This is a genomic window from Pseudoalteromonas sp. APC 3691 (genome assembly GCF_030408135.1).
In the GTDB taxonomy this organism is placed as follows: Bacteria; Pseudomonadota; Gammaproteobacteria; order Enterobacterales; family Alteromonadaceae; genus Pseudoalteromonas.
In genome coordinates, this window is the sequence record NZ_JASDCB010000011.1 from 80,758 (window position 1) to 87,182 (window position 6,425).

At 40.8% G+C, this 6,425-nt stretch carries 3 protein-coding genes; all 3 read right to left on the bottom strand.

Annotated elements, in window-relative coordinates:
* Positions 1 to 90: 90 nt before the first annotated feature.
* From QL998_RS05835 to QL998_RS05845, 3 genes are read right to left on the bottom strand one after another with little or no spacing between them, the layout of a single operon-like run.
* Positions 91 to 3,174, bottom strand: coding sequence for an efflux RND transporter permease subunit (locus QL998_RS05835; RefSeq protein ID WP_182195025.1), 3,084 nt, complete (start codon positions 3,172 to 3,174; stop codon positions 91 to 93).
* The gene (locus tag QL998_RS05840) at positions 3,171 to 4,487 is read right to left on the bottom strand and encodes an efflux RND transporter periplasmic adaptor subunit (protein WP_182195023.1); all 1,317 of its coding nucleotides are present in this window, start codon (positions 4,485 to 4,487) and stop codon (positions 3,171 to 3,173) included. The genes QL998_RS05835 and QL998_RS05840 overlap by 4 nt, the downstream gene beginning before the upstream one ends.
* Positions 4,477 to 5,892 carry a TolC family protein gene (locus QL998_RS05845; protein ID WP_024604029.1) on the bottom strand — a complete coding sequence of 472 codons (1,416 nt, stop codon included), beginning with the start codon at positions 5,890 to 5,892 and terminating at the stop codon, positions 4,477 to 4,479. Before QL998_RS05845 ends, QL998_RS05840 begins: the two co-directional genes overlap by 11 nt.
* Between the last annotated feature and the right edge of the window lie 533 nt (positions 5,893 to 6,425).

The following is a 6,425-nucleotide window of genomic DNA, read 5'->3' on the forward strand; positions in this document are numbered from 1 at the left end:
ATACCTTCGTACATTATTTTTATAATTTTTGGCAAAAAAAGCTGCAAGCAATTTCTTACTTACAGCTAAATTTTAAATGCTTACGCTTATTTACTTAAACCAACCTTGAAAGCGCTCCATCATCATGTAGTTTATTGGCACTAACAATAAAGTAATAAAGGTCGCAAAAATAATCCCAAACCCTAGACTTACCGCCATAGGTATTAAAAACTGCGCCTGAGTTGCTTTTTCAAATAATAACGGCATTAAGCCAATAAAGGTCGTTAAACTTGTTAGCATTACAGGGCGAAAACGCGATGCACCGGCAAGTTTAACTGCATCTAGTAATTTGCCGCCTTCACTGCGCTTTTTATTGATAAAATCAACTAGTACAAGCGAGTCATTTACTACCACCCCAGTTAGAGCGAGCATACCAAGCAAGCTCATAATGGTTAAATCCATGCCCATAATCCAATGCCCGACTACAGCACCTATCATGCCAAATGGAATTACACTCATTACTATAATTGGCTGTAAGTAAGATTTAAGCGGTATTGCTAATAGCGCATAAATTATGAAAAATACAAACACAAGCGCCCAAGCCAATGACCCAAACGACTCTCGCTGCTCTTTAGCCTCACCTTCTAGTTTATAATCTACTCCAGGGTATTGTTGCATTAACTCATCTAAATACTCCGTTAGGTCAGCCTGAAGTATGGTCATGTTGGTGTTATTTTTTTCGATATCCGCTGTTACATTTAAAGTACGGTAGCGGTCTATTCGGTTAATAGTTGACGGGCTTTGCCCTGCAGTAAGAGTTGCAACATGCGATAACGGCACCGAGCCACCAGTAGGTGTATTGATGAGTATATTTTGTAAATCGGCTACAGAGCGGCGCTCGTCTATGGGCAAGCGTACCATTACTCGTACATCATCACGCCCGCGCTGAATACGTTGGACTTGCGAGCCAAAGAACGAATTACGCACTTGACCTGCAACATTGACTCTATTTAATCCCAGCGCTAAGCCTTGCTGCGTAAGCTCTATTTGTAACTCTTCTTTACCATCAGACATGCTATCGGCAATATCAAATACCGTTGGGTAGGTCGATAAACGGGTTTTAATGTGATCAGCCACGTCTTGTAAAATAGTCAACGAAGTCCCGCTAAGCTGAACATCAATTGGGTCAGAACTTCGGCCAATTTCAGCTCTAAATGTTAAGCTTTCAGCACCTGGAATGACACCAATTAAATCGCGCCATTCGCTGGCAAGCTCTCTTGATCCTATTTCTGATTCACGCTTTTCAGCCGGTGTTATTTCAAAGCGTACAGAACCTGAATTAGATACACCACCGCGCCCACCTGTTGTGGCTAATATATTTAAAATAACGCTTTCACCTGTACCTGGGTCGCGGTATTTTTCTTGTAATTGCTGCGCCTTTTGCGACATATCAATTACGTATTTATTAGTGACTTCAAACGGCGTACCTGTTGGTAGTGTTAAGTTAACGCGGACTGTTTCGCTTGGTATACGCGGGAAAAATACAAACTTAGTCCAACCACTAGTGATCATGGTTAAAATTATTATAAACACACCAACAAACAAACTTACCGAAGCCAATTTATGGCGAAGTGCTAAATTTAAAGTTGGTTGGTAATATTTTAAAATCGCGTTTTCAAATCCATCTGCAAAACGCTGTTGAATAACATCAAACTTTGAAGGTTCGCCTTTTTCGTGGCGTAGTTTTATATATTTTAAATGTGCGGGTAGTACAAATTTAGATTCAATCAATGAAAACAATAATACCGGAATAACCACTACCGGTATTTGTGCAAACAAAGCACCGCGTGCCCCTTCAATAAAGGCCAAAGGTAGAAAGGCGGCAACGGTAGTTAATACACCAAATGTTACTGGTGTTGCAACTTCTTGAGTACCTAAAATTGCGGCCTGCTCCCCCGACTTAGCTGTTTTTAAATGGGTATAGACATTTTCGCCAGTAACTATGGCGTCATCAACAACAATCCCAAGTACTAATATAAAGCCAAATAAACTCATAATATTAAGGGTTACGCCAAATATAGGCATCGCTATAAACGCGCCCATAAACGATACCGGAATACCAATAAATACCCAAAATGCAATTGCAGGTCGTAAAAACAAAGTAAGTAAAGCAAGTACTAAAATACCGCCTTGTAGGGCATTGGTCGTTAGTGTGGCAATTCGACTTTTAACCAGCTCCGAATCATCATCCCAGTAACTTAGTTCAAATCCTTGTGGAAGGGAGCTTTGTTGCTCTTTTATGTAATTTTTAACTTCGTCAGCAACAGTAATCGCACTTTGTGGACCAATTCGATATACGTCGATAAATGCAGCCTGCTTACCATTAAAGCGAGTACGTACTGGGGTTTCTTCAAAATCGTCTTTAATTATTGCAATATCGCCTAAACGAATAATCGTGCCGTCAGCTTGGTTTTTAACAACAATATTGGCAAATTCATCTTTACGATATGCTTGCCCTTTAGAGCTTATAAGTACGTCCCCACCTTCAGTTTTTAAGTTACCAGCAGAAATATCAGAGCTTGAATTAGCAATGGCACTCGATATTTGTGCAAGGCTTAAATCGTACTGGCGAAGAACGTCTTGGCTTACTTCAATGGCAATTTCGTAATCACGAACACCACTTAGCTCTACCTGCGTCACATTTGGTAAACGTAGAATTTGATCGCGTACTGTTTCTGCGTATTCACGGGTTTCTTTTTCGCCGTAATCACTTGATACGGTAACCGCGATAACTTCGCGAATTCGTTCCGCAAGCGCGACTATTGGCTTTTCAGCATCCGCTGGAAAGGTATTAATTGCATCTACACGACTTTTAATATCAGCTAAAAGCTCACGCGGGTCGTAGCCCGTTTCAACTTCAATTGTTACAGAGCCTGAGCCTTCAGAAGAGCGGCTAAATATTTGCTTAATACCTTCTAAATCTTGTACGGCTTCTTCTATACGAATTGTTACGCCTTGCTCTACATCCTCTGGTGTTGAGCCGCGCAAACTTACGTTCACGCTTATCATGTCGGTTTCGAATGAAGGGAATACTTCAAGCGGTATTTTAGTCGATAAACTAAAAAGCCCCGACAGCAGCAACGTTACTAGCAATAAGTTAGCAGCAACATGGTTTTTGGCAAACCAAGCTATCATGGCTTATCTCCTTGCTTTGCTGGACGGCGTTTTTTTAACTCTTCAACACTAATACCAAGCTCTTTTGCTTTTTGTTCAAGTTGCTCAGCTGTAGGGCGCTTTCCTTTACCTTGCCCATTCGCTCCACGGCTTTTAGGTTGATCTGCGCTTTGTTCACCTAAAATACTTACTTGAGTTCCTGAACTTACTTGGCCAAGTGGAGTAATAACAAGTTTATCATTTGCGTTTAAACCGGTTTTTATCATCGCCTGAGTCGCATTTTGCCAAGCTAGTGTGATGTCTTTGCGCTTAAGTACGCCACCTTCAACAATGTAAACGTACGTTCCTTGATAAATTGTACTGTTAGGAATTATAAGTGCGTTAGATACTGTTCTGCCGGTAATTTGCGCTTTTATATACTGCCCAATTTTTATTGGGTACTGGTTATTTGCTGTTGCTTTATACGGGTCATTAATTTTAGCAACTACATAAAGCTGCTGTGCGCCTTCATCTATAGCACCTTCTGTGCGTGCTAATTGCCCTTGCCACGTTTGCTCACCTACTAAGTCAGAAGTAAATTTAACAATTGAACCCGCTTGGTTTTTAGCACCATCGCGATACTGCTCTGGTAAATTTACAAATGGGAGATCTTTATTTTTAATTGGTAGGCGAATCTCAACGCTATCGATTGCGTAAATGGTGGCTAGCTGTGTGTTGTTAGTAACAACTTGCCCTAAATCAACACTGCGGCTGAGTATACGCCCCGCATATGGCGCCGTTACTTTAGTGCGCTCTAAATCAAGCATCGCTTTTTCAAGTGCTGCCTGCGCCGATAAAACCTCAGCTTCAGCGGCTGCTAGTTGTGGCTCACGTAGTACTAAGCTGCTTGCCTGATTTGAGCCGCCAAGGCGCTTCCAATCGGTAATAGCTTGTTGCCCACGCGCCTTCTCTTCTAGCAAACCTTGCTCTGCGGTTAATAAATTGGCTTGAGCAGATTTAACTTCAGCCTGATGATCTCTGTCGTCTAGTTTTAAAAGTACATCGTCTTTTTCAAAAAAACCGCCTTCTCTAAAGTCATCACTTACTTCAATTATTTGTCCTGATGCCTGAGCCACTAACAAGCTTTGTGTACGTGGTTTTACAGTACCGTAGCTGTCTATCATCACTTGATAATTTTGTGGTTTTAGCTCAAGCGCAGCCACACTTATTGATGCCTTAGGAGGTGTCCCAAAGCGTTTAGCCTCAGGCGTGTTATTTTTAATAAACATAACAATTAAAATAGTGGCAACTATAACCACCGCTGGAATAATAATTTTTGCTGTTTTAGTTTTCATCGTTATTGCTCTTTAGTTCACTTGAGGGCTTTGCAAAATCACCACCAAGGGCAATGTGTAAGTTAATTCTATTGGCTATTAATTGGTTTTTAATATCGATTAAGGAGCTTTGCGCATCGAAAGAGCGATCTTGGGCATCAAGCACTGTCGTGTAAGTTACCAAGCCACTTTGATACTGCTCAAACGACAATTGCTCTGCAGCAAGTGCGTTTTCTTGCGCTTCAAGAGTACTGCTGTATTGCGCTTTAAGGGAGTGCTGCTGCGAAATTGCATTTTCAACATCACCAAATGCGTCATAAAGCGTTTGCAAATAAAGCTGCTCTTGCTTTTGAGTGTTAAGACGCGCTATTTCTTCGTTGGCTTTTAAGCGCCCACCTTCAAAAAGTGGCGCTGAAATACTACCTAACAAAGACCATGCAAGGCTTGATGGAGAAAACAAGTCGCTTACTCTGTCTGTACTATCACTTAATGAAGCTGTTAAATCTAAACTTGGAAAGCGTTGTTTGTGCGCATATGCCAATGATGCGTCGGCTGCTAAAAGCTCATACCAACTTGCACGTAGAGTAGGTTTTCGCGTTATAAGTTCAGAAGGTAATCCTAGAGGAATATCGGTATTAATAACAGGTAAGTCACTACTAGCAGTAATAGCGCCTTTTGGGTATTCACCAAGTAAACGCTCAAGTACACGTGCTGATGCCGATAAACTCGCTGTTTGAGTGGCAATGCGAGAGCGTTCATTATTAAGCTCATTACGCGCTAAATACACATCGAGCGCTTCGTTTATGCCTTGGCGATAGCCAGCTTCAATAATATCGAGATTTTGTTGTGAGTTGGCTTCGCGACGCTTAAATAAATCCAGTAATTGCTGCGCCGTAACCACATCAAACCAACCTGTTACCACATCTGCAACGAGTTGCTGTTTAGCTTGCTCAAATCGTGCCTGCTGAGCTAAATAGTTAAGATTAGCTTCGCGCTTGGCGTCAGAAAGCTTACCCCATAAATCAACCTCGTAAGTTAAATTTAAACTTACGGAGCTTGCGTTGTCGTAACTTACAGGGCGGTTGTCTTTACTACGGCTTGTACGTGTTGATAAATCGAGGCTTGGCCAAAGTGCAGCGCCCGAGACTATAAGTTGCTGCTTTTGAATTTCAACATCATAACTCGTTTGCAAAAGCTGTTGGTTGTTTTTAAGTGCTTGTTGTACAAATTTATTAAGCGTAGGATTTTGTAATTGTGTAAGCCATTGCTCTTGTACTTTTAATACTGAGCTTGATGCTTCTTGCTGCCATTGCTGAGGCATATTATTAGGGACTTGCATGCGCTGCGACGAGTTTAAATCACTCGCACAGCCGCTGAGCAGCATCACACTAATTGCCAGTAGGGTTGGCTTGCATTGCCAGATCATAATTAAACCTAAATTACTGCTATTTATGAACGTAATTCAAGCACTTTGGCAAATTTTGCTCAACTTACTTTACATAACATTACATAGCTAGCGATGAATTAACATAATAGCCAGTTATACGGTAAAAATGAGTAAATGATCAGCAATTTTTAATACTAAAATTAACTTTTTGTAGTGTATCTAAAAGATTATACCTATTCGCTTAATTAAGTGATCTATTTTGAGGTAAGAAAATCGTGTCGATAACAAGGCAAAAATTTCGTTATTTTTGTCTTATATCAGAAATTTTTAACGCAGTTAACGGCAGGTTTAATCACTCAAATTAATTAAGTATTATTGCGGATTGGTATTAGACATATAGAAACATCGAGTAGGGTGAGGCTTATGCCTCATCCCTCTCACAGAACCGTACGTACGGACCTCGTATACGGCTCCTGTACCCTTCACATTTTATCAACTTATTTCCTAAACGCTGATAAAGCAAGCCATCCCGTATTCACTTTTTCTATTGGATATAAACCAAGCTCCTCAAA